This window comes from Burkholderia sp. MSHR3999 (genome assembly GCF_000833595.1).
GTDB classification, from domain to species: Bacteria; Pseudomonadota; Gammaproteobacteria; order Burkholderiales; family Burkholderiaceae; genus Burkholderia; species Burkholderia ubonensis.
Window position 1 is genome coordinate 2,357,221 of record NZ_JRFO01000007.1, and the last position, 20,178, is coordinate 2,377,398.

At 70.3% G+C, this 20,178-nt stretch carries 20 protein-coding genes and 1 pseudogene; 17 read left to right on the plus strand and 4 right to left on the minus strand.

The window, feature by feature from the left end; all coding sequences use genetic code 11:
• Position 1: 1 nt before the first annotated feature.
• The 10 genes and pseudogenes from sctJ to KY49_RS33770 all read left to right on the plus strand — a co-directional run bounded on the left by sctJ (position 2) and on the right by KY49_RS33770 (position 8,572).
• Positions 2 to 850, plus strand: a complete 849-nt coding sequence (gene sctJ, locus KY49_RS33725; protein WP_042588556.1) for a type III secretion system inner membrane ring lipoprotein SctJ — start codon at positions 2 to 4, stop codon at positions 848 to 850.
• Positions 847 to 1,548 (plus strand): type III secretion protein HrpB4, encoded by a 702-nt coding sequence (locus tag KY49_RS33730; protein WP_042588557.1) that lies wholly within the window; start codon positions 847 to 849, stop codon positions 1,546 to 1,548. Before sctJ ends, KY49_RS33730 begins: the two co-directional genes overlap by 4 nt.
• On the plus strand, positions 1,533 to 2,249 hold the full coding sequence (sctL, locus tag KY49_RS33735; protein WP_042588558.1) for a type III secretion system stator protein SctL: 717 nt from the start codon (positions 1,533 to 1,535) through the stop codon (positions 2,247 to 2,249). Before KY49_RS33730 ends, sctL begins: the two co-directional genes overlap by 16 nt.
• A complete protein-coding gene (sctN, locus tag KY49_RS33740) occupies positions 2,246 to 3,574 on the plus strand; it encodes a type III secretion system ATPase SctN (RefSeq protein ID WP_042588559.1) in 1,329 nt (442 codons plus the stop codon). The genes sctL and sctN overlap by 4 nt, the downstream gene beginning before the upstream one ends.
• Complete coding sequence (locus KY49_RS33745) at positions 3,571 to 4,089, plus strand: type III secretion protein HrpB7 (RefSeq protein WP_042588560.1); 519 nt, start codon at positions 3,571 to 3,573, stop codon at positions 4,087 to 4,089. The genes sctN and KY49_RS33745 overlap by 4 nt, the downstream gene beginning before the upstream one ends.
• Positions 4,086 to 4,883: pseudogene (gene sctT, locus KY49_RS33750) on the plus strand (type III secretion system export apparatus subunit SctT); the annotation flags it as partial. The gene KY49_RS33745 and the pseudogene sctT, both read left to right, overlap by 4 nt.
• Before the next feature lie 76 nt (positions 4,884 to 4,959).
• Entirely contained in the window at positions 4,960 to 6,612 is a 1,653-nt protein-coding gene (locus KY49_RS33755) for a hypothetical protein (RefSeq protein ID WP_042588562.1), read from the plus strand.
• A 146-nt stretch (positions 6,613 to 6,758) separates the two neighbouring features.
• Entirely contained in the window at positions 6,759 to 7,370 is a 612-nt protein-coding gene (locus KY49_RS33760) for a hypothetical protein (RefSeq protein ID WP_231636620.1), read from the plus strand.
• Between the two features lie 358 nt (positions 7,371 to 7,728).
• Positions 7,729 to 7,914, plus strand: a complete 186-nt coding sequence (locus KY49_RS33765; protein WP_045563914.1) for a hypothetical protein — start codon at positions 7,729 to 7,731, stop codon at positions 7,912 to 7,914.
• Between the two features lie 133 nt (positions 7,915 to 8,047).
• Positions 8,048 to 8,572 carry a membrane protein gene (locus KY49_RS33770; RefSeq protein WP_042588564.1) on the plus strand — a complete coding sequence of 175 codons (525 nt, stop codon included), beginning with the start codon at positions 8,048 to 8,050 and terminating at the stop codon, positions 8,570 to 8,572.
• Between the two features lie 241 nt (positions 8,573 to 8,813).
• On the opposite strand, the gene KY49_RS33775 is transcribed toward KY49_RS33770, so the two are convergent.
• Entirely contained in the window at positions 8,814 to 9,299 is a 486-nt protein-coding gene (locus KY49_RS33775; RefSeq protein ID WP_042588565.1) for an OsmC family protein, read from the minus strand.
• 41 nt (positions 9,300 to 9,340) lie between these two features.
• Positions 9,341 to 10,273, minus strand: a complete 933-nt coding sequence (locus KY49_RS33780) for a 2-hydroxyacid dehydrogenase (RefSeq protein WP_042588566.1) — start codon at positions 10,271 to 10,273, stop codon at positions 9,341 to 9,343.
• 167 nt (positions 10,274 to 10,440) lie between these two features.
• Between KY49_RS33780 and osmF the strand changes: the two genes are divergently transcribed.
• From osmF to KY49_RS33805, 5 genes are all read left to right on the plus strand, one after another.
• Positions 10,441 to 11,364, plus strand: a complete 924-nt coding sequence (gene osmF, locus KY49_RS33785) for a glycine betaine ABC transporter substrate-binding protein OsmF (RefSeq protein ID WP_042588567.1) — start codon at positions 10,441 to 10,443, stop codon at positions 11,362 to 11,364.
• Positions 11,361 to 12,539 (plus strand): ABC transporter permease, encoded by a 1,179-nt coding sequence (locus KY49_RS33790; protein ID WP_042588568.1) that lies wholly within the window; start codon positions 11,361 to 11,363, stop codon positions 12,537 to 12,539. The genes osmF and KY49_RS33790 overlap by 4 nt, the downstream gene beginning before the upstream one ends.
• Positions 12,536 to 13,504, plus strand: a complete 969-nt coding sequence (locus tag KY49_RS33795; protein WP_042588569.1) for an ABC transporter ATP-binding protein — start codon at positions 12,536 to 12,538, stop codon at positions 13,502 to 13,504. Before KY49_RS33790 ends, KY49_RS33795 begins: the two co-directional genes overlap by 4 nt.
• Complete coding sequence (locus tag KY49_RS33800) at positions 13,501 to 14,262, plus strand: ABC transporter permease (protein ID WP_042588570.1); 762 nt, start codon at positions 13,501 to 13,503, stop codon at positions 14,260 to 14,262. The genes KY49_RS33795 and KY49_RS33800 overlap by 4 nt, the downstream gene beginning before the upstream one ends.
• A 150-nt stretch (positions 14,263 to 14,412) precedes the next feature.
• A complete protein-coding gene (locus tag KY49_RS33805) occupies positions 14,413 to 15,069 on the plus strand; it encodes a transglycosylase SLT domain-containing protein (protein ID WP_042588571.1) in 657 nt (218 codons plus the stop codon).
• 24 nt (positions 15,070 to 15,093) lie between these two features.
• Here KY49_RS33805 and KY49_RS33810 read toward each other — a convergent pair whose 3' ends face one another.
• Positions 15,094 to 16,245 carry a branched-chain amino acid ABC transporter substrate-binding protein gene (locus KY49_RS33810; RefSeq protein WP_042588572.1) on the minus strand — a complete coding sequence of 384 codons (1,152 nt, stop codon included), beginning with the start codon at positions 16,243 to 16,245 and terminating at the stop codon, positions 15,094 to 15,096.
• Positions 16,246 to 16,360: 115 nt separating this feature from the next.
• Positions 16,361 to 17,590 (minus strand): NAD(P)/FAD-dependent oxidoreductase, encoded by a 1,230-nt coding sequence (locus tag KY49_RS33815; RefSeq protein ID WP_042588573.1) that lies wholly within the window; start codon positions 17,588 to 17,590, stop codon positions 16,361 to 16,363.
• 230 nt (positions 17,591 to 17,820) lie between these two features.
• Here KY49_RS33815 and KY49_RS33820 point away from each other — a divergent pair, with 230 nt between their 5' ends.
• Both KY49_RS33820 and KY49_RS33825 read left to right on the plus strand, forming a co-directional pair.
• Complete coding sequence (locus KY49_RS33820) at positions 17,821 to 19,227, plus strand: aminotransferase-like domain-containing protein (protein WP_042588574.1); 1,407 nt, start codon at positions 17,821 to 17,823, stop codon at positions 19,225 to 19,227.
• A gap of 70 nt (positions 19,228 to 19,297) precedes the next feature.
• On the plus strand, positions 19,298 to 20,134 hold the full coding sequence (locus tag KY49_RS33825; RefSeq protein ID WP_042588575.1) for a c-type cytochrome: 837 nt from the start codon (positions 19,298 to 19,300) through the stop codon (positions 20,132 to 20,134).
• Positions 20,135 to 20,178: the final 44 nt, after the last annotated feature.

The following is a 20,178-nucleotide window of genomic DNA, read 5'->3' on the forward strand; positions in this document are numbered from 1 at the left end:
CATGGAACGACTCCATCTTCCTCACTTCCTCCGTGGCGGCCGCCGCACGGCCCGGCTCGCCGCGCTACTCGCGAGCGCCGTGCTCGTCGCCGGCTGCCAGCAGGAGCTGTACGGCGGCCTCGCCGAGCGCGACTGCAACGAGATGATGGCCGCGCTGCTGCAGAACGGCGTCGACGCGCAAAAGAAGACGCCCGACGGCGGCAAGACGTGGACGCTCGCCGTCGACGACAAGCAGATCGTCAAGGCGATGGAAGTGCTGCGCGCGCGCGGGCTGCCCGCGACCCGCTACGACGATCTCGGCGCGCTGTTCAAGAAGGACGGCCTCGTGTCGACGCCGACCGAGGAGCGCGTGCGGTTCATCTACGGCGTGTCGCAGGAGCTGTCGGACACGCTGTCGAAGATCGACGGCGTCGTCGTCGCGCGCGTGCACATCGTGCTGCCGAACAACGATCCGCTCGCGCAGGTCGCGAAGCCGTCGTCGGCGTCGGTGTTCATCAAGTACCGGCCGAACGCGAACCTCGCGACGCTCACGCCGCAGATCAAGAACCTCGTCGTCCACAGCGTCGAAGGGCTGACCTACGACGAAGTGAGCGTCACGTCGGTCGCCGCCGATCCGGTCGATCTCGTGTCGGCCGCGCAGCCCCCCGCGCAGAAGTCCGGCGGCGCGACGCTCGTCGGCGTGCTGGTCGCGCTCTTCGCGTGCGTCGCGCTCGCGGCGGCGGGCGGCGCGCTGTGGTGGCGCGCGCGCAAGCACGGCGGCGCGGGCGGCCTCGCCGCGCGGCTGCGCGGCGGCGTTGGCGGCGGCAGCGCGAACGCCGCGGCCGCGCCTCAGCAGGCTGGCGCGCGATGAGCGGCGGCGCGCCGGCCGCGAGCGTCGCCAGCGTCGCGAGCGTCTCGGCGCGGGCCGCATGGCTCGCCGGCTACGACGCGAACGCGCGACGCGCGGCCGACTGGGTTCACGCGAGCTGGCACGGCGCGCTCGCGCCGCTCGTCGCGACGATGCAGGACCATGCGCCCGCGCTGCGCGCCGCATGCTCGCTGCTGCTGTTGCGCACGCTCGGAGCGCCGTCGCCGTCGCTCGACGGCTTCGATGCGCCCGCGGACCGACTCGCCGCGCTGCCCGTCGCCGACACGCTGCGGCTGTTGCGCGTGCGGGCGCTGCTGTTCCGGCGCACCGAGCTGCGCCACTGGATCGACCGCGCGAGCCGGATGCGGCTCGCCGGCTGGGTCGGCGCCGACGGCTGCCGCGCGCTCGCCGCACTCTCGGCGCTGCCCGACGCGCCGCGCGCGCGCGACCTCGAGCACCGCGAGCCGCCCGTGCCGCTCGCGCAACGCTGCGGCGACGACCTCGCATGGGAAGGCTGGCGCCTGTTCGAGCGCGAGCGGGCCTGGTCGCCGGCGGGGCCGATGCGCATCGTGCGCCTCGCGCTGCCGCGCGACGCCGCGCGCGCGCCGTGGATCGAACGCGCGGCGGCGGACGCGGACGGCGCGACGCTGCTCGCGCGCCTGCCGTCGCTGTTTCCGGAGTGGTCATGGCTTTTTGGCTGAAGAACCGGCGGATTCCGCTCGCCGACGATCTCTGCATCGACGCGCCGCACGGCGTGCTGCGCCGCGACGCGTTCGAGACGGTCGAAGCGCTCGACGCCGCGCTCGACGCGCTCGCGGCGGAACGCGACGCCGTGCTGCGCGCGGCCCGCGACGACGCCGAACGGATCGCCGCCGACGCGCGCACGCGGGCCGGCGCGCTCGTCGCGGCCGCGCAGCGCGAGCACGACAGCGCGTACGCGCGCGGCTACGACGCCGGCCGCGCGCAGGCGATCGCCGACTGGCACGCGCAGGCTGCCGATTCGTTCGAGCAGGAGCGGCGCGTGCGCGACCGGATGCGCGAGCGGCTCGCGGAGCTCGTCGCCGCGGCCGTCCAGCAGATGGTGCGCGCGGAGGACGCGCGCGGGCTGTTCGCGCGCGCGGCGGAAACGGTCGAGCGCGTCGTCGCCGGTGCGAGCTATCTGACGGTGCGCGTGTGCGACGCCGATTACGACGCCGCGCGCGAGCAGTTCGGGCTGCTCGCCGACGCATGGCGCCGGCAGGGACGCAATGTGCCCGTCGACGTCGTGGTCGAGCCGCGCGTCGCGCGCGGCACCTGCGTGTGCGAATCCGATTTCGGCACCGTCGACGCGAGCCTCGACACGCAACTGAACGCGATCCGCGCGGCGCTCGCCCGCGCGCTCGACGACGCGAGCCGCCCATGAACGCGCTGACCGACCTGTCCCGCGTCGCCGACGCGATGGCCGCGCGGCTCGCGATCGAGCCCGCCGTCGGCATGACCGGCAAGGTGCTCGAGGTGATCGGCACGCTCGTGCGCGTCGTCGGCCTCGAAGCGACGCTCGGCGAGCTGTGCGAGCTGCGCAGCGCGTCGGGCGCGCTGCTCCAGCATGCGGAAGTGGTCGGCTTCACGCGCAACGTCGCGCTGCTGTCGCCGTTCGGCACGCTCGGCGAGATCAATCGCGGCACGCGCGTGATCGGCTTGCGGCGACCGCTGTCGGTGAAGGTCGGCAACGGCATCCTCGGGCGCGTGATCGACAGCTTCGGCGAGCCGATCGACGGGCGCGGCCCGCTCGACTACGACGCGCTGCGCCCCGTGCTCGCGCCGCCGCCGAACCCGATGTCGCGGCGGATGGTCGACGCGCCGCTCGCGACCGGCGTGCGGATCGTCGACGGCCTGATCACGCTCGGCGAAGGCCAGCGGATGGGGATCTTCGCGCCCGCCGGCGTCGGCAAGAGCACGCTGCTCGGCATGTTCGCGCGCGGCGCGTCGTGCGACGTCAACGTGATCGCGCTGATCGGCGAGCGCGGCCGCGAAGTGCGCGAGTTCGTCGAGCTGATCATGGGCGAGGACGGCATGGCGCGCTCGGTCGTCGTGTGCGCGACCTCCGACCGCTCGTCGATCGAGCGCGCGAAGGCCGCGTACGCCGCCACCGCGATCGCCGAGTATTTCCGCGACCAGGGCAAGTGCGTGCTGCTGATGATGGATTCGCTGACGCGCTTCGCGCGCGCCGGCCGCGAGATCGGCCTCGCGGCCGGCGAGCCGCCCGCGCGGCGCGGCTTCCCGCCTTCCGTGTTCGCCGAGCTGCCGCGCCTGCTCGAGCGCACCGGGATGGGCGAGCAGGGTTCGATCACCGCGCTCTACACGGTGCTCGCCGAGGACGACTCCGGCAGCGACCCGATCGCCGAGGAAGTGCGCGGCATTCTCGACGGCCACATCATCCTGTCGCGCGAGATCGCCGCGCGCAACCAGTATCCGGCGATCGACGTGCTCGGCAGCCTGTCGCGGATCATGCCGCAGGTCGCGACGCGCGAGCACGTCGGCGCGGCCGGCCGGCTGCGCCAGCTGCTCGCGAAGCATCGCGAGATCGAGACGCTGCTGCAGCTCGGCGAATACCAGGCGGGCAGCGACCCGGCGGCCGACGAGGCGGTCGCGAAGATCGACCGGATTCGCGCGTTCCTCAACCAGCGCACCGACGAGTACTCGCCGCCCGACGCGACGCTCGCCGCGCTGCACGCGCTCGTCCAGTGAAGAGCCGCAAACAGCGCGCCTTCGAGACGCTGCTCGCGCGGCGCGAGCAGCGCGGCGCGAAGCTGCGCGCGGAGCAGGGTGTGCTGCGCGCCGAACGCGACGCGGCGGCGGCCGAGCTCGCGCAGGGCGAAGCGCATGCGCACGCGAAGCTCGATGCGGCGAATCGCTATGCGGCGCGCGTCGACGCGATGGCGGCGGGCCAGGCGCCGTTCCTGATCGGCGACTACACGGCGTGCCGCCGCTATCGCGACGCGCTGCTCGACGAGCACGCGCTCGCGAGCGCGCAATGCGCGCGGCTGCGCGCGGCGCTGCAGGCGAAGCTCGACCAGCTCGCGGCGAGCGCGCGCCGGATCGCGCGCAACGACGCGCAGATCGACGTCGTGCGCGAGCGGATCGGCCGGCTCGCGCGCGCGGCCGAGGCGGCCGCCGAAGACGCGCAGGACGAGGAAATCGAGGAAGGCGTGCTCGCACGCCGGCTCGCGGCCGGGCGGGCATCCAACGAGACGGACGCATGAGCACCTACGACATCTTTCCACTGCAGCACCTGGGCGACGAATTCATCAGCTTCATCGTGCTGCTCGCGCTGTCGAGCGAGCGGCTGCTCGTGATCATGACAATCCTGCCCGCGACCGCCGACAACGTGATGAAAGGCCCGATGCGCAGCGGCGCGGCCGCGGTGTGGTGCCTGTTCGTCGCGGGCGGGCAACAGGCGCTGATGCCGCAGCTTCACGGCGCGTTTCTCATGATCACGTGCGCGAAGGAGGCCGTGATCGGGCTCGTGCTCGGCATCGCGGCGTCGACCGTGTTCTGGGCCGCCGAGGCGATCGGCACCTACGTCGACGACCTCGCCGGCTTCAACAACGTGCAGATGCAGAACCCGAGTTCGGGCACGCAGACGTCGCTGATGGCGACACTGTTCGGGCAACTGACGATCGCGTCGTTCTGGATGCTCGGCGGCATGACGTTCCTGCTCGGCGCGCTGTACGAATCGTATGCGTGGTGGCCGCTCGGATCGTTCGACCCGGTTCCCGCGCCGCTGCTCGAGCTGTTCGCGCAAGCGCGGATCGACATGCTGATGAACATGGTCGCGCGGATCGCGACGCCGATGATGGCGATGCTGCTGCTCGTCGACCTGGGCCTCGCGTTCGTCTCGCGATCGGCGCAGAAGCTCGACCTGATGTCGGTCAGCCAGCCGCTCAAGGGCGCGATCGCGGTGCTGATCGTCGCGGTGCTGGCGGGGAGTTTCGTCAGCGAGATGCGCGGGCAGATTTCGCTGGCGGGACTCGCGCAGCAGGTTAAACAGCTTGCCGGTCATTAGCGGGCATCGCGCGCGGCGTCGCTGATGTCGTTTTGCCTGCACCGGTCCACTCAGGAGGCACGTCGTCATGTTGAAATCGATTCGGCAGTCAACGCAGTCGTCCACCGTCGCCGATCCGGATCGGAGCGCGTCGGCCCCGTCGTCCAACCGGCCGGATCGGCAGCCAAGGCGCTCGCTCGGCGCGTTCTCGCACGGCCAGTTGCGCAGCGCGCGCGAAACGGTCGATCGGATCCGAAACGACGGACCGCCCCGATTGCCGCCCCGATTGCCGCCGCTATCGCTCGGCGAGCCGCTGTCGCTCGGCAGTCTCGGCGGCGAGCCTCCCTCTCCCCCGCCGCCGCCGACGCCGCCGGCCGCGCTCCCGCAGACCGAACCGCCGCCCCCGCCGGCCACGGACGAATTCCGCGCGCCGCACCCCGAGCGCCAGCCCGGCCAGGCCTACGACCGCAGCAAGCCGGGCTTCACGCTCGCCGAGACGAACGGCATCCGCCCGCTCGCGTCGCTGTTCAACGCCGCCGCTGCCGGTCGGCACGGCGACGTCGCCACCGGCCTCGCGATCGGCGGGCTCGCGTCGGGCCTCGCGCACGAGACGGCCGGCGCCGGCATGAACGGCCATGCGCTGTTCGCGTCGTGGCGCAAGCGCCGGCGCTACGACCGGCAGTTGTCGGCGATGCGCGACCGCGACGTCGCGGCGTTCCGCGCGGCGGCCATCGACAGCAATGTGCGCCGGCTCGACCGGCTGATCCTCGCGCGCGATCGCAACGGCAAGCTCGACTACCACCTCGACAAGGTGATGAAGCTCGCGGCGAGCGACGATCCGCAGCTCGCGGCGGAAAGCGCGCACGCGAAGGACGTGCTGCTGACGATATATATCCGCCACGAAGTCGCCGGCAAGCGGATGAACCGGGCCGCCTGCGAGCTCGTGCGCAACGCGCTCGGCATCGCGTCGGGCGCGGCGCTGATCGCCGGCACGCACGGGCTCGCGGCCGCGCCGGCGAGCGCGGCCGCCGTCGGGGCGAAACAGGCGGGCTTCGCGCTCGCGCTGCTGAACGCGCTCGACATCGCCAAGGGCGTGCGCGGCCTGAAGCAGCGGATGCGCGACGACAAGGCGCGCGAGATCGACCGCAATGCACTGCGCAACCGCATGACGTTCGATGCGCGTGCCATCAGCGACGCGACGCCCGACGAAGCGATCGAGGGCATTCATGCGGTGCTGAAGGACAACGGCCGGATCGAGGCCAATCGCCAGCGCTTCGGCAAGGTTTTTCCGGGACGCTGGGTCAACGAGAAGAAATCGACGGCGAACAAGAACGACATGGCCGAACTGACGGCCAAACACGCGTTGACGATCATCGACCGCAGCATCGATCGCTTCGCCGGCGACGGCCCTGCGAAGCTGCATGCGTTTTATGCGGGCATTCATGTGAAGAACGCGTCGACGTCGCAGAAGAAGCGCGCGCTGCGCGGCGCGATCGGCAACGATGCCGACCTCGTCGACGCATACAACCTGCTGTGCGATCTCGGCATGCGCGACGGCGAGGCGCGCGTCGCGATCGAAAGCCTGATCGTGCGGCGCATCGAGATCGGCCTCGCGAACGATGCGGCGACGTCGCGCGCCCGTGCGACGGACGCGGGCCGGAAGTATGCGGAGCAGGCAGCGTCGGGCGAGCGTGCGCCCGACGACGTGGCGGCGATGCGCACGGTGCTGCAGCGGCGGTGAGCGAACGATGTGCGGCCGGACGTTTCGCGTTCGCGCCGCTCGCTTCGCGCCCCCGGCCATCACGCCCTGCCGCGGCGCGCATCATCCCCGTGTCGAGCGCCACCGTGCCCGACGCCCTTTACTCCTCTTGATCGAAGGTACCGACCATGCCTCCCAAAATCACCGGCAGCAGCACCGCTCCACTGAACACCTCGTCCACGCCTTCCTCGTCGAGCGACGAGTCGCGGTCGACCCCGCAGTCGAATACCCGAGCGCCGGTCGGCGGGCCGCTGGGCGCGCTGCAGAGTCGCGGCGGTCAGTCGACGCCGCTTGGCCGCCGCGAGAACGTGACGACCGAAGCAGGAAAATATGCGGAGCAATCGAACGCGACGTACTATTCGGCGGCCGTGCAAGCGGTCAGCACCGTGCTGGGGAACAACGGGCTCGGCATCACGGAGCAGTCGCAGGCCAGCGTGCTGGACAATCTCGAAGGCATCTCCAAGGGCAAGCAGACGCACACCAGCGCCCATATGGCCGAAAGCCTGTCGTTCGGCAAGGACGCGCTCGAACACGCCCGGCGCGGCGAACTCCGTGACGGCGCGGTCACTGCGTTCGGCTCGGCGCTCAACGCCGCGGCTTCGATGACCGTCGGGCCCGCGCGCGATCTCCAGACGGCCCTGGACAATCCGGACCCGCAGGTCCGCACGCGCGCGATGGCGAGCCTGCATTCGGACTTCGAAACGCTGCCGTCTCCGCAGCACTCTCCGAAGCACGACTGACGCATTCGATGCGTCGCGTAGCGAGCCGGCCGCTTCCGCTCACGCGGAAGCGCTCGCAGCGCCGGTCGCGACGGTGATCGGCAGGCACCCCTTCTGGAATTCCACCCTTGAAAATCCTCAGGCAATTGCCGTCATCGCGAGCAAGCGGCGCTCGACCGGAGGGCATCGTGGAATTCGGTACCGAATCGCCACGCTCGATCTTGAAGTTTTCGATCAGGGAAACTAAATTACATCCTGCTCAGGCAGTACGCCTTCCGTTGAGGGTCGCATAGTTCGTGTTTCGATTTGTTTGCTCGCGGCATGGCAAGCGAACTGGAGCGCGCAAGCCCATTTCCTTCCTTGCTGCGTCGGAGGAAAGATGATGGGCAACTTCCATTTGCGTTCGAACCTGTCCGCCCTGTTCGAGCGTTTCCAAAGCAAGACAACCCAGGTCGCCCACGAGGTCTGGCCGCCGATGGCGCGCGCCTGCCACACGCTCTCCGAGCGCGCTGCCGGCGCCTGGTCGACGGTTCGGCGCGAAACGGCGCGGATGCGCCGACATTGATCGGACGGATTGGCCGCATCGAAGCACAAGATCGTCGGACCGGTGGTGGCCCGAAGCGATGGTAGCCGGCGCGGCAGACCGTCCCGATTGACCGAGGCAGGATCGGTGGTGTGCAGTTTTCAAGGAGGTCGCCATGGAACTTCACATGCATTCGCATCATTTCGCGCGACGCATGCCGGACTGGCGCGCAGCCGTCATCGGCGGGTGCGTGGCAGGCGTGGTTTTTCTCGCGATTGAAATGCTTGCCATGCAAGTGGCGGGACGAAGCCTGTGGGACGCGCCAAGAATGATCGCGGCAATCGTCACCGGGCGGAATACGCTAGCGCATCCCGCCATGTTCGAACCGGACGTGATGCTAGTGGCGCTGGTGGTTGATTTCGCGCTGTCCATCCTCTTCGCCGTGATCCTCGCGGCGATCATCGCACCGTTCAGCCTGGATTCCAGCGTCGGGATGGCTTCGCTGGTGGGAGCCGTCTTTGGCGCCGCGCTGTACGTGATCAACTTCTACGGGATGACGCGGTGGTTCCCCTGGTTTGCCGACGTCCGAAACTGGGCAAGTCTCTTCAGTCATGTCGTGTTCGGGCTGGTTGCGTCCGACACCTACCTGCGGCTGGAAGGAAAGAAGACGGGCACGGACGCAACGGATCGCGCGGCGTGAGGTGAAAGCAGTCGATAACCCATCAAGGAGGCCGGACTTCTCGCAGGATGCGCATCGGCCCACTGCGGCAGCATGCTGCGGTGGCAGTTTCCCCGATCGGAGACCGGCCTCTCGTTGAGCCGCCCGGGAACGGCGCGCAGGCTTGCGGCAATTCAGGGCGGCGCTTGCCGGGCACGCAGAAGCGGAGCGCGAAAGGTCGGCACGGTGCGCTCTCTGCGGAAATTTCCCCTGCATGCGTCGCTCACCGCGCCCCGCGATGCTCCCACGTCCCTTCGACATCGATCACCGTGCGCACCGAGTTCGCGAGAAAGCACGCTTCGTGCGCGGCGTGATGCAGCGCCTTCACCTCGTCGTCCGTCGGCGCGCGCTCGCCGCCGAACGTCACGGCTGGCTTCAGCACGACGCGCGTCACCACCTCCTTGCCCGCGTCGTTCTTCGCCATCGTGCCCTCCGCCGCGTCGCGATAGCGCAGGACGACGAAGCGCCGCTGCGCGGCGATCGACAGAAACCACAGCATGTGGCAGCTCGACAGCGCCGCGACGTACGCCTCCTCGGGATCGACCGCGGCGGGGTCCGAGAACGGCGTCCGCACCACATGCGGCGAGCTCGACGCGGGCACCGTCACGCCGCCGTCGAAACGCCATTCGTGCCGGCGGCTGTAGCGGTTGTCGGTGAACTTCTCGTCCGGTCCCGCCTGCCATTCGACTTCTGCGAAATACGTGGACATCGTGGTTCCTTCGTTGACGGAAAAAGCGTGGCCCGTTCAGATCAGAGCGGCGTCAGCACGGGCTCGCCGGCGAAATGCCGCGCCGCGTTGTCCAGAAACTGCCGCACCGAGCGATCGAGCGCTTCGGGTGACCAGCCGCCCAGGTGCGGCGTCAGCACGACGTTGTCGAGCCCGACCAGCGCGCGCGGCGGATCGGGCTCGCCTTCGTACACGTCGAGCCCCGCGCCCGCGAGCCGGCCTTCGCGCAGCGCCTCTGCCAGAGCAGCGGTATCGACGACGCTGCCGCGCGACACGTTGACGAGAAAGCCGTCCGGGCCGAGCGCGTCGAGCACGTCGCGGCCGATCAGGTGCCGGGTGAGCGCGCCGCCCGGCGTCGCGACGACCAGGAAGTCCGCCCAGCGCGCCAGCGCGTCGAGCCGGTCGAAATAGCGATACGGCGCGCCATCCTTCGGCGCGCGGTTGTGATAGCCGATCTCGAGATCGAAGCCGGCCGCGCGGCGTGCGATCTTCTCGCCGATCCTGCCGAGCCCGACGATGCCGAGCTTCCTGCCGGACACGTTCGGCGGCATCGGCAACGCGTCGCGCCAGACGCCCGCACGGGTCGCGCCGTCGAGCCGCACGATCCTGCGCACGGCCGCCAGCAGCAGCGCGAACGCGTGATCGGCGACGCAGTCGTCGTTGGTGCCCGCGCCGGTCACGACCACCACGCCGCGCGCCTTCGCATGCGCGACGTCGATGTGCTCGTAGCCCGCGCCGAGCGAGCCGACCAGGGTCAATGCGGGCATCCGGTCGATCTCGGCGGCGGTGAGGCCCGTGCTGCCGTTGGTCAGCACCGCGCGGATCGCGCCGCCGTGTTCCGCGATCGCGCGTTCGCGCGCGTCGCGGCTCGGCGCATCGTGCACGTCGAACGACGCGGCAATCTCGCGATGCGCGTCGTCGCGCAACGGGATCAGGACCAGCAGCTCGGGCTTCATGATGGAATTCCGCATCGGCAGGGATGCGTGGCAGTGTATAGCAAGACGTCGGGCCACGCGCGGGATAACCCGCACGCGCAACGGGTCGGGCGGTTTGCCAAAGCAGGCCCGGTCAAGTAAGTTTCGGCGTACGTCCCTTTCTCGTCATTCGCAGGAGGTTGGCCCCGATGAAGCATGCCCTGCCCGCCCGGATACTGGGCCTCGCCGTCGCCGCCGCCCTTGCGGCGCCCGCGGCGCACGCCGCCGACGCCGTCGTGGTGTCGTCGAAGATCGATACCGAAGGCAACCTGCTCGGCAACCTGATCGTCCAGGTGCTGAAGGCGCACGGCATTCCCGTCACCGAAAAGATCGCGCTCGGCGCGACGCCGATCGTGCGCAAGGCGCTCGTCAGCGGCGAGATCGACATCTATCCCGAGTACACCGGCAACGCCGCGTTCTTCTTCAACAAGGCCGACGACCCGGTGTGGAAGAACGCGAGCCAGGGCTACGACGCCGCGAAGAAGCTCGACTACGCGGCCAACCACCTCGTCTGGCTGACGCCGTCGCCCGCCAACAATACGTGGGGCGTCGCGGTGCTCGCACCGCTTGCGCAGGCGCAGCGCCTGAAAACGTTCTCCGATTTCGGCAAGTGGGTGGCCGGCGGCGGCAAGGTGAAGCTCGCGGCGTCGGCCGAATTCGTCAACAGCGCGTCCGCGCTGCCGTCGTTCGAGAAGGCGTACGGCTTCAAGCTGAAGCCGGACCAGCTCGTCGTGCTGTCCGGCGGCGACACGGCGGCCACCATCAAGGCCGCCGCGAACCAGACCGACGGCGTGAACGCGGCGATGGTCTACGGCACCGACGGCGGGATCGCGGCGAGCGGCCTCGCGGTGCTCGACGACGACAAGCACGTGCAGCCCGTCTACGCGCCGGCGCCGGTGATTCGCGAAACGGTGCTGAAGGCGCATCCGCAGATCGCCGACTACCTGAAGCCGGTGTTCGCGAGCCTCGATCTGAAGACGCTGCAAACGCTCAACAGCCGCATCCAGATCAACGGCGAGCCGGCCGCGGGCGTCGCCGCGCAATACCTGAAAGCGAAGGGCTTCGTCAAATGACGGCGCGCGCGGCGGCCCGCGCGCGACGCATCGCGATCGACAAGGTCGGCGTCCTCACCGGCGCGCTGACGATCGGCGCGGTGCTGTTCGCGCCGTTCGTCGTGCTGCGGCCGAACCGGATCGCGGCGGGCGCCGGCTTGCCGGTGTTCGGCGCGCTGCCGGCCGCGCAGGCCGCCGCGCTCGCCGCGCTGTGGATCGCGGCCGCGCTGTGGACGATGACGACGAGCCGGCCCGCATCGCGCCTCGCCGCGGGCTGCGGCCTGCTCGCGACGCTCGGCTACGCGGCCGGCGCGGCCGCGGCGCATCTGGTCGCGCCGGAAGACGCGCTCGCGCGCGTGTCGCCGGCCGCCGGCATCTGGCTGCTGCTGTTCGCGTGGGCCGTGCTGGTCGCCGACGCGCTCGCGCGGCTCGCGTTCGGGCCGTGGCGGCGGCTCGCCGCGCTGGCCGTCGCCGCCGCGGCGCTCGCGCTGCCGCTGTCGACCGGCTGGTGGGACGGCCTGTCCGTGATGCGCGAATACGCGGTGCGCGGCGACGATTTCTGGCGCGAGGCCGTGCGGCACGTCGCGCTGGCCGGCGGCTCGGTCGCGGCCGCCTTCGTCGCGGGGCTGCCGCTCGGCATCGCGTGCGCGCGCGTCGCGGCCGTGCGCGCGGCGCTGCTGCCGGTCCTCAACGTCGTGCAGACGGTGCCGAGCATCGCGATGTACGGGCTGATGATGGCGCCGCTCGGCATGCTCGCCGCGCACGTGCCGCTCGCGGCCGCGCTCGGCGTGCGCGGGATCGGCGTCGCGCCGGCCGTGCTCGCGCTGTTCCTGTATTCGCTGCTGCCGATCGCGTCGAGCGTCGCGGTCGGGCTCGCGCAGGTGCCGGCGCAGGTGACGGAAGCGGCGCGCGCGATGGGCATGACGGCCGCGCAGCGCCTGCTGCAGGTCGACCTCGTGCTCGCGCTGCCGGTGATCCTGAGCGGCGTGCGCATCGTGCTCGTGCAGAACATCGGCCTGACCGCGGTCGCCGCGCTGATCGGCGGCGGCGGCTTCGGCACCTTCATCTTCCAGGGCATCGGGCAGTCGGCCGCCGATCTCGTGCTGCTCGGCGCGATCCCGACGATCGCGCTCGCGCTGGTCGCCGCCGTCGTGTTCGAAGCCGCGACCGCGCTCGCGGGGGGACGCACCGGATGATCGAGATCGAACGCCTCGGCAAGCGCTTCGGCGATGTCGTCGCCGTCGACGACGTGTCGCTGACGATGCAGCGCGGCACGATCACCGCGCTCGTCGGCGCATCGGGCAGCGGCAAGTCGACGCTGCTGCGGATGATCAACCGGCTGATCGCGCCGGGCACGGGCACGGTTCGCATCGACGGCGTCGATACGGCGAGCGTGCCGCCCGAGCAGCTGCGGCGGCGCATCGGCTACGTGATCCAGGGCCACGGGCTGTTTCCGCACTGGAGCGTCGCGCGCAACATCGCGACCGTGCCGCGCCTGCTCGGCTGGGACGCCGCGCGCATCGACGCGCGCGTGCGCGAACTGCTCGCGCTCTTCAATCTCGCGCCCGACGAATTCGCGGGCAAGCTGCCGCACGAGCTGTCGGGCGGCCAGCAGCAGCGCGTCGGCGTCGCGCGCGCGCTCGCGGCCGAACCGGCGATGCTGCTGATGGACGAGCCGTTCGGCGCGCTCGATCCGATCATCCGCGGCAAGGCGCAGGACGACCTGCTCGCGCTGCAGCGGCGGCTCGGCATCACGGTCGTGCTCGTCACGCACGACATCGAGGAAGCGCTGAAGCTCGGCGACACGATCGCGGTGATGGACGGCGGCCGCCTGCTGCAGGTCGCGCCGCCCGCCGAGATCCTCGGCCGGCCGGCGGCGGGCGTCGTCGAGCAGCTCGTCGCGGGCGTCGACCGGCCGCTGCGCCTGCTCGCGCTGACGCCGGTCGGCGACGTGGCCGAGCCCGGCGTCGCAAACGGTCCGCCGATCGCCGCGACCCGCACGCTGCGCGACGCGATCTCGGAGCTGCTGTGGCGCGGCGTCGACGCGCTGCCGGTCGCAGACGACGACGGGAACCCGTCCCCGCACGCGGCCGGTGCCGGCCTCGGCGCGCGCCGCATCACGCTCGACGCGATCCGCGCGCACGCGAGGCGGCCCGGATGACGATGCGGCCCGCGGCAATCGCTCCGCGCCAACTCGCGCCCGCCGCCGCACGCGCGGCCGCGCTCGCGCTGCTGCTCGTGCTGCTGTTCCGGCCGGCCTGGCTGCACGCGCTGTTCGCGCCGTTCGCGGACAACGGCGCGCCCGTCATCTACGATCGCGCGAGCCTGCTCGACCTCACGCTCGCGCATCTCGGCACGGTCGCCGCATCGAGCCTGATCGGCACGCTGCTCGCGATCGCCGCGGGCATCGCGGTGACGCGGCCGTGGGGCGCGGATTTCCTGCCGGTCGCGCGCAGCGTCGTCAACATCGGCCAGACGTTCCCGCCGGTGGCCGTGCTCGCGCTCGCGGTGCCCGCGGTCGGCTTCGGCCTGAAGCCGGTGCTGATCGCGCTCGTGCTGTACGGGCTCCTGCCGATTTTCGAGAGCACGATCGCGGGCATCGAGGACGTGCCGCGCGACGTCGTCGACGCCGCGCGCGGGATGGGCATGAGCGGCTGGCAGCAGTTGAAGTCCGTGGAGCTGCCGCTCGCATTTCCGGTGATCGTCAACGGCATCCGCCTCGCGGTCGTCATCAACCTCGGCACCGCGACGATCGGCTCGACGGTCGCCGCGCGCGGGCTCGGCGACGTGATCATCGCCGGCCTGCAGACCGCGAACACCGCGTTCGTGCTGCAGGGCGGGATGATCGTCGGGCTGCTCGCGGTGCTGGTCAGCGACGCGATCGGCGCGATCGCGGCAATGATGGGCCAGCGCGCGTAGTCGCGGCGCGCCGTGAAGCACGCGCTTCATGCGGACTCCGATACGTGTCCGGGCAACAACCTACATCCGGCTTTCATCGAGGCGCGGTTTGCGGACAATCGCGACAATTGGCCGATATACTGTGCGCCTCCCGTTTCCACCACCCTGACCATGCGACGGTTTTCCTGGCTGATCGTGTTCTTGCTCGGCAGTGCGCAATACGTGTCGGCGCAGCAGATGCCTGCGCAACCGTTGCCTGTGCAACCTGCGTCCGCGCCTGCCGCCGCCGCGTCCGACGCGTCCGCGCCGCTCGCCGCCAACCAGCCCAACGAGGAAAACCGCCGCATCACCTCCTACCTGATGAAGAAGTTCGGCGTCGCCAGGGAAAAGGCCACGAAGCTCGCCGACATCGTGAACGCCACCGCGACGAAATACGCGCTGCCGCCGGCGCTCGTCTACGCGATCATCTCGATCGAATCGCGCTTCCAGGAAAAGGCGCGCGGCGCGGGCGGCGCGACCGGGCTGATGCAGGTGGTGCCCAGCGCGCACCGCGGGCTGCTGCGCAACGTGAAGGACCTGACCGAGCCGAACGCGAACGTCAACGCGGGCTCGGCGATCCTGTCCGGCTACGTGAAGGCCGCCGGCGGCGACATCGGCGCCGCGCTGAAAAGCTACGGCGGCTCGCACGCGTATGCGTCGAAGGTGCTGCAACGCGTCGAGTCGTTCCGCTTCGTGCTCGAGCCGCGCGACGATGCGAACGCGGGCATGATGCCGGTGAGCGCGCCGGCGTCGGACGTTCGGGCGGTGTCGGTGCGGGATTCCCGTTGACGCAGCTCCGCCGCGGCCACGCACTCAGCTCCCCGAGCCGCCCACCGTCCGGATGCTGTGCCACTGCCCCTGCTCGACGCGGAACAGCGTATAAGGCGGCTTGATCAGGTCGCCGCGCTCGTCGAACGAGATCTTCCCCGTCACGCCCGTGACCGCCACGCTCGGCATGCTCTGCACGATCTTGCCGCGATCGAGCGAATCGGCCTTGCGGATCGCCGCGATCATCGCCAGCGCCGCGTCGTACGCGAACGGCGCATACAGCTCGACGTCCTGGTTGAAGCGCGCCTTGTAGCGCTGCGCGAACGCCTGCGCCGACGGCAGCTTGTCGAGCGCGGGCCCCGGCTCGAGATCCTGCGTGCCTTCGCCCGAGCTGCCGGCAATCTTCAGGAATGCGTTGCTTTTCAGCGCGCCCGCGCCGAACAGCTGCGCGCGAATGCCGAGCGAGCGCATCTGCTTGACGAGCATCGCGCCCTGCTCGTCGAGCCCGCCGAAGAACAGCAGGTCGATGTTGTCGCTCTTCAGCGTCGTCAGGATGCCGCGGAAATCGACCGCCTTGTCGTTCGTGTATTCGCGGCTGACGACGGTGCCGTGCGCCTCCTTCACGCCTTTCTCGAACGCATCGGCGAGCCCCTGGCCGAACGCGGTGCGGTCGTCGATGATGCCGATCCGCTTCGCCTTCAATTGCTCGACCGCGAAGCGGCCCGCGACCACGCCGCCGATCCCGTCGTGCCCCATCGTGCGGAACACGTTCTTGAAGCCCTGCATCGTCAGTTGCGGGTTGGTCGAGCCGGGCGTGATCATCACGACGTTCGCCTGCCGATACACGGCCGACGCCGGAATGCTGCAGCCCGAGTTGTAATGCCCGATCACGCCGACCACGCCGTCGTCGACGAGCTTCTGCCCGACCTGGATCGCGACGCGCGGATCGGCCTGGTCGTCCTGAACGTCGAGCACGTACTGCACCGGCTTGCCGCCGATCGTCGGGTGCTTCGCGTTTTCCTCGTCGAGCGCGAGCTGCGCGCCGTATTGCAGATCCTTGCCGACGCGTGCGACCGGGCCCGTCAGCGGCCCGGCGAAGCCGATCTTGACGGCCTGCGCGTCCGCACCCTGCGCGGACGTGACGGCCGTGCCGATCGAGCAGACCGCCAGCCCTATCAGCCAGTTACGACGATTCATGATGCCTCCTTGCGGTGATTGAAGTCGCGGGTTGCCGTCCTTGCGATCAGCCGCTTCGATCGCGACGCCTCGAAGCTGTATAGGGGACCGGGGGGCCGGCCATCCGGGGGCCGCGTCAGAAGCGCGCGGCCCGGTAAGGCATCAGGTCGAGCGGCGGCGCGCGCTGCGCGACCAGGTCCGCGACGATCCGTCCGCTGATGCCGGCCAGCGTCACGCCGAGGTGCTGATGGCCGAATGCGTATATCACGCGCTCGCAGCCCCCCGCCCGGCCCAGCACCGGCACGCCGTCCGGCAGCGTCGGACGAAAACCGAGCCAGCTGCGCGTCGGCGTGCCGAGCGTCGGCAGCGCCTCGCGCGCGGAACGCGCGAGCAGGTCGACGAGCGCCGGGTTCTTGTCGGCGCGAAACCCGCCCAGCTCGACCGTGCCGGCCGCGCGCAGCCCCTCGTCGAGCGGCGTCATGTAGAAGCCGCGCTCGGCCCAGCCGACCGGCCGCGACACGACCTGCTCGCGCTCCGCGAACTGCACGTGATAGCCGCGCTCGGTATCGAGCGGCACGCGGTCGCCGCACGACGCCGCGAACGGCGCGGAACGCGCGCCCGCCGCGATCACGACATGGTCGAACGTCCGCGTCGCGCCGCCGGCCAGCAGCCGCACGCCGTCGCCCGCCGGCGCGACGTGCTCGACGTTCGTGCGCTCCAGCGTCACGCCGCCCGCCGCCAGATGCGCGAACAGCGCGCCAAGAAAGCCGTGCGGATCCGAGAAATGCCAGCTTCCGCCGAACAGCACGCCGCGCGCGAAGATCGGCGCGAGCGCCGGCTCCAGCCGGCGAATCCCGGCCGCATCGAGCGTCTCGAACGCGACGCCGAAGCGGCGCCGCAATTCGAGCGCCGGCTGCGCCGCGTCGAACGACGCCTGCCGCGCATACAGGTACAGGCATTCGCGCGGCCGCACGAATGCGGCAAGCCTTGGCGCGTCGAGCAGCGGCGCATAGCCGTCGCGGGCGAGCGCGAGCAGCGCGGCCAGTGCGCCCGCGCTGCGCAGGTGGCGCGCCGGCAGCGACGCGATCAGGAAGCGGACCAGCCACGGCGCGCCGCGCAGCAGGTACGGCCAGCGAATCCGCAGCGGGCTGTCGCGCCCGCACAGGTAGTGCGGGATCGCGCCGAACACCGACGGATTGTTCACCGGCACGCATGCATAGGGCGCAAAGGTCGCCGCATTGCCGAACGACGCGCCCTCGCCGACGCCGGCCGCGTCGAACAGCGTCACGCGATGCCCGTCGCGCTGCAGCCAGGCCGCGGCACCGAGGCCGATGAAGCCCGCTCCGACGATGGCGACGTTCGCCATGACCGCCCTCCTTCAGGACCCAAAAAGCATACAAAGATGGAATCTAGAATCACACATTGCATTTTTGTGTGCAATCAAAATTGCATTGTGTGGGGCCGGTGTTTACCCGATCGTGTTCGCGCGTAAATATCTGATTTTTATGATGGTGTTTGACGTCCCGGAGGTGTCGGATACAATCGCTGCAGGCAAACGCATCAGACAAACGCTTTTTGTGTGGCACAAGGCGACCGATGGCATCAGACAAACATTCCGACACGCGCGGCAACGGTACGTCGGTGAAGCGCCCGACCTACGTCGAGGTGTCGAGCTCGATCGAGGAAGAGATCCGCAACGGCACGTATCCGCCCGGTAGCCGTCTCCCGCCGCAGCGCCAGCTCGCGACAGAGCTGGGCATCAACGTGTCGACCGTGTCCCGTGCGTACAAGGAACTGCAGTTGCGCGGCCTCGTGATCGGCAGCAAGCGCCGCGGGTCGCTCGTCACGGGCGGCGCGATGCCGAGCATCGAGCCTGCGCGCACGGCGCTCGCCGCCGGCAGCGGCCCGCTCGACCTGACCGTGAACCGGCCGGCCACCGGCGAATTCCTGGCGAGTCTCGCGCAAACCCTCGGCACGCTGCCGGGCGACCCGCGCTTCGCGTCGCTGCAGGAGTACCAGCCGCCGCAAGGCCCCGACTGGGCGCGCGCGGCCGGTGCGCAATGGCTCGCCGCGCCGGGCTTTGCGCCGTCGCGCGACCGGATCGTCGTGACGAGCGGCGCGCAGCATGGCCTCTATGCGGTGTTGAACAGCCTGATCGGCACCGACGGCGTGATCGTCGCCGACCGGCTCACGTATTACGGGCTCAAGGCGCTCGCGCCGGTGTTCCAGTTCGAGATCGTCAGCGCGCCGGCCGACGACGACGGCCTGCTTCCCGACGAGATCGAGCGGATCTGCCAGCGCGTGCCGGTGAAGGCGATCTTCGTCGTGCCGAACCTGCAGAATCCCACCGTCACGACGATGAGTCTCGAGCGACGCATGGCGCTCGTCGACGTCGCGCGGCGCCATCGGGTCACGATCATCGAGGACGACGTGTACGGCCCGCTCGTGCGCGACCGGCTGCCGACGATCGCGGGGCTTTGTCCGGAGCTGACGTTCCATATCGGCGCGACGTCGAAGATTCTCGCGCCCGGCCTGCGGCTCGGCTATCTGTGCTGCCCGCAGGACAGCGTCGCGCTGTGCGCGGAGGCGGTGCGCACGACCGCGTGGATGCCCGCGCCGATGTCGATGCTGATCGCGACCGCGTGGATCGAGAACGGCACCGCCGAGCGGATCATGAATGCGCAGTTGGCGGAGATCCGCGCGCGCGTGGACCTCGCGCGGGAGCTGTTGCCGGCCGGGCACCTGAAATCCGATCCCGCCTGCATGTTCGTGTGGCTGCGGCTGCCGCCGCCGTGGCGCGCGGACGACTTCGCCGCGAACGCGAAGGCGCGCGGCGTGGTGGTGATGCCGTCGTCGGCGTTCGCGGTGGATCGGGCCGAGATCGAGCATGGGGTGCGCATCAACCTCGCCTGTGCGGCGACGCGCGATCAGCTCGTCAACGGGCTGCGGATTCTGGCGGGGACGTTGAAGGATCGGCCGCGGGCGTTGTTCGGGTCGATTTGAGGGGGCAGCTCAAATGGATGCGGCGAACCTGCCGCCGCCGTCACAATAATCAACAACCAACGGAGAGCACATGCTCAAACGCGCGATCTTTTCGCTCCTGCTGCTGACGATCTGCGTGATCGGACGCCAAGCGGCTGCCCAGTCCACGCTCGAGCTCACTACGGACGGCAAGACCCGCACGTTCACCTCGCAGGCGTTGCTGGCGCGCCCGGATGCGGCGGAGATCCATGTCCCACACGATGTCGCATACGGCAGGCCGATGACCTTCCGCGCGGTGCCGCTCGCCAGCCTGCTCGACGGCGCGGCCCTGCCTGCGGACAGCGTGCTCGAAACGCGCGCGGCCGACGGCTTCGCCGCGCAACTGCCGATGGACCTCGCGCGCAATCGCGACGCCGCGCGCGCCGTTGCATGGCTCGCGGTGGAGGACCCCGCGCACCCGTGGCCGAAGCTGCCGCGCAAGCCGGTCAGCGCCGGGCCGTTCTACCTGATCTGGGTCGGCAAGGAGGCGTCGTCCGTCCGCAACGAGCAGTGGCCTTTCCAGATCGTGCGTCTCGCGATGCAACAGTCGCCCGTCGCGCGCTGGCCGGCCCTCGCCGTCGATCCGGCGCTGCCGGCAACCGATCCGGCCCGCGCGGGCCAAAGCCTGTTCATCACGCAATGTTTCGCGTGCCATCGACTCGACGGCGCGGGCAGCGCTGACACCGGCCCCGACCTCAACGCGCCGATGAATCCGGTCGATTATTTCCAGCCCGCAGCCCTGCATCGCTACATTCGCAATCCGGCATCGGTTCGGAACTGGCCCGGGCGGGCCATGCCGCCATTCTCGCCGGATCAGCTGAGCGATCAGGAGATCGATCGGATCATTGCGTATCTCGGGTATATGGCACGACGCAAGGCGGGAAGGTAGGACGCACGGGCACCATTCGCCTACGCAAGTCGAATGGCCGCTTG

Bases quoted from the DNA above. Each gene is read 5' to 3' on its own strand.
- sctJ (WP_042588556.1), top strand. From the start codon at position 2: ATGGAACGACTCCATCTTCCTCACTTCCTCCGTGGCGGCCGCCGCACG.
- KY49_RS33730 (WP_042588557.1), top strand. From the start codon at position 847: ATGAGCGGCGGCGCGCCGGCCGCGAGCGTCGCCAGCGTCGCGAGCGTC.
- sctL (WP_042588558.1), top strand. From the start codon at position 1,533: ATGGCTTTTTGGCTGAAGAACCGGCGGATTCCGCTCGCCGACGATCTC.
- sctN (WP_042588559.1), top strand. From the start codon at position 2,246: ATGAACGCGCTGACCGACCTGTCCCGCGTCGCCGACGCGATGGCCGCG.
- KY49_RS33755 (WP_042588562.1), top strand. From the start codon at position 4,960: ATGTTGAAATCGATTCGGCAGTCAACGCAGTCGTCCACCGTCGCCGAT.
- KY49_RS33760 (WP_231636620.1), top strand. From the start codon at position 6,759: ATGCCTCCCAAAATCACCGGCAGCAGCACCGCTCCACTGAACACCTCG.
- KY49_RS33765 (WP_045563914.1), top strand. From the start codon at position 7,729: ATGATGGGCAACTTCCATTTGCGTTCGAACCTGTCCGCCCTGTTCGAG.
- KY49_RS33770 (WP_042588564.1), top strand. From the start codon at position 8,048: ATGGAACTTCACATGCATTCGCATCATTTCGCGCGACGCATGCCGGAC.
- KY49_RS33775 (WP_042588565.1), bottom strand. From the start codon at position 9,299: ATGTCCACGTATTTCGCAGAAGTCGAATGGCAGGCGGGACCGGACGAG.
- KY49_RS33780 (WP_042588566.1), bottom strand. From the start codon at position 10,273: ATGAAGCCCGAGCTGCTGGTCCTGATCCCGTTGCGCGACGACGCGCAT.
- osmF (WP_042588567.1), top strand. From the start codon at position 10,441: ATGAAGCATGCCCTGCCCGCCCGGATACTGGGCCTCGCCGTCGCCGCC.
- KY49_RS33790 (WP_042588568.1), top strand. From the start codon at position 11,361: ATGACGGCGCGCGCGGCGGCCCGCGCGCGACGCATCGCGATCGACAAG.
- KY49_RS33795 (WP_042588569.1), top strand. From the start codon at position 12,536: ATGATCGAGATCGAACGCCTCGGCAAGCGCTTCGGCGATGTCGTCGCC.
- KY49_RS33800 (WP_042588570.1), top strand. From the start codon at position 13,501: ATGACGATGCGGCCCGCGGCAATCGCTCCGCGCCAACTCGCGCCCGCC.
- KY49_RS33805 (WP_042588571.1), top strand. From the start codon at position 14,413: ATGCGACGGTTTTCCTGGCTGATCGTGTTCTTGCTCGGCAGTGCGCAA.
- KY49_RS33810 (WP_042588572.1), bottom strand. From the start codon at position 16,245: ATGAATCGTCGTAACTGGCTGATAGGGCTGGCGGTCTGCTCGATCGGC.
- KY49_RS33815 (WP_042588573.1), bottom strand. From the start codon at position 17,590: ATGGCGAACGTCGCCATCGTCGGAGCGGGCTTCATCGGCCTCGGTGCC.
- KY49_RS33820 (WP_042588574.1), top strand. From the start codon at position 17,821: ATGGCATCAGACAAACATTCCGACACGCGCGGCAACGGTACGTCGGTG.
- KY49_RS33825 (WP_042588575.1), top strand. From the start codon at position 19,298: ATGCTCAAACGCGCGATCTTTTCGCTCCTGCTGCTGACGATCTGCGTG.